This is a genomic window from Sphaerochaeta sp. S2, assembly GCF_016406725.1.
In the GTDB taxonomy this organism is placed as follows: domain Bacteria; phylum Spirochaetota; class Spirochaetia; order Sphaerochaetales; family Sphaerochaetaceae; genus Sphaerochaeta.
In genome coordinates this window covers 1-1461 of sequence record NZ_JAEKNT010000311.1, presented here as the reverse complement: position 1 = coordinate 1461, position 1461 = coordinate 1, and the positions used below count along the sequence as shown (strand labels likewise).

2 protein-coding genes are annotated in these 1461 nt (G+C 30.5%); one reads left to right on the top strand and one right to left on the bottom strand.

Translation table 11 applies throughout. From position 1 onward, the window contains the following. The coding region (locus tag JF818_RS09160; protein ID WP_198891712.1) for an IS30 family transposase at positions 1-1008 on the top strand (1008 nt) is incomplete at its 5' end. Positions 1009-1039: 31 nt separating this feature from the next. On the opposite strand, the gene JF818_RS09155 is transcribed toward JF818_RS09160, so the two are convergent. Beyond that, positions 1040-1435 (bottom strand): protein-export chaperone SecB, encoded by a 396-nt coding sequence (locus JF818_RS09155; RefSeq protein ID WP_198891711.1) that lies wholly within the window; start codon positions 1433-1435, stop codon positions 1040-1042. Between the last annotated feature and the right edge of the window lie 26 nt (positions 1436-1461).

Here is a 1461-nt window from a genome sequence, read left to right as displayed (position 1 = left end):
GTAAATATGAGTTTAAAACACAGACGACTTTCACTTAAAGAAAGAATCAAAATTGAGACACTTTTAAACGAGAATAAATCCAAAGCTTATATCGCTAAAACTTTAAACAGATCTCGTTCAACTATATCTCGTGAAATCAATAAATGGATTCAAGATCCTAATGATAAATATGCGGCTGAATTAGCCCATTGGAATGCTAAAGACGATTATCTTAACAAAAGAAACCTTGATAAAATATCAACTTATAAACCACTAAAATACTATGTATACAAAGGACTTCTTAAAGGTTGGACTCCTGAACAGATTTGTGGAAGCTTAAAATTAAAATATCCCAACAACAATATTATGTCTATATCACACGAAGCCATTTACAGACACATTTATACCAGACCGCAAGCGTCTTTAAATAAAAAACTTATCAAACTTCTCGTGAGAAAAAAAACGCGTAGAAGACCTATTAAAAAAGTACGTGGTAAAGGTTCTAAAATTATTAACCAAGTCAGTATTGACAAGAGACCTAAGCATATCGAACTTAGACAAGAAATTGGACATTGGGAAGGAGATTTAATCATTGGAAAAGGTCAAAAGTCTGCTATTGGAACCATTGTAGAACGTAAATCCAGATACACCTTAATCGTAAAACTAAAATCCAGAAAAGCTGATGAAGTTGCTAAAATGTTCTCTAAAAAAATCAATCAACTCAATAAATTATTTAGAAAATCCATGACTTACGACAACGGTATTGAAATGGCTAAACATCAAATAATAACTCAAAAAACAGGTATGAAAATTTACTTTGCGCACCCCTACTCTTCTTGGGAAAGAGGTACTAATGAAAATACTAACGGAATCATCAGAAGGGACTTCCCTAAAGGAACAGATTTTAACCTCATTGACGAAAAACAGCTCTTAAAACTCGAACATAAACTAAACAACAAACCCAGAAAAATCATTGGGTATAAAACTCCTAAAGAAGTATTGGAATCTGAATTAAAAAACGTAGCTTAGTAACTATTAAAAATTAAAACGCTTTGTTGCGTTACAACATTGAATGCAAGTCTTCTTTAGATAAAGCCACAAAGTTTATTGAAGGTAAAATTCTAGGTTCAAATCCAGATTGCAAAGTTAAATTTGAAATATAAGCTCTTAAATAAGGAAACGCTATTGCTGGAGCATTAATTTTAGGAAAATCAGAAAACTTAAATTCTTCTGTAATTTCATCATCTAGACTAAATACAAAAGCAGATTCAAAATTTAAATCAAAATCTTTATCTTTTAAGTCAATTTCAAAAATTACGACAAAGCTCTTTTTATCTTCTTCTGGAAATACTTGACCCTTTTTAATTCCAAAAGAACTTTCTTCCCTATTTTGATTATCCCTCAATAATTCAAAATTTAGACGTTGAACTTTCCAGTTTTGTAATTGTATTTTCATTTTAAGCTGCTAAAGGAAGATTACTA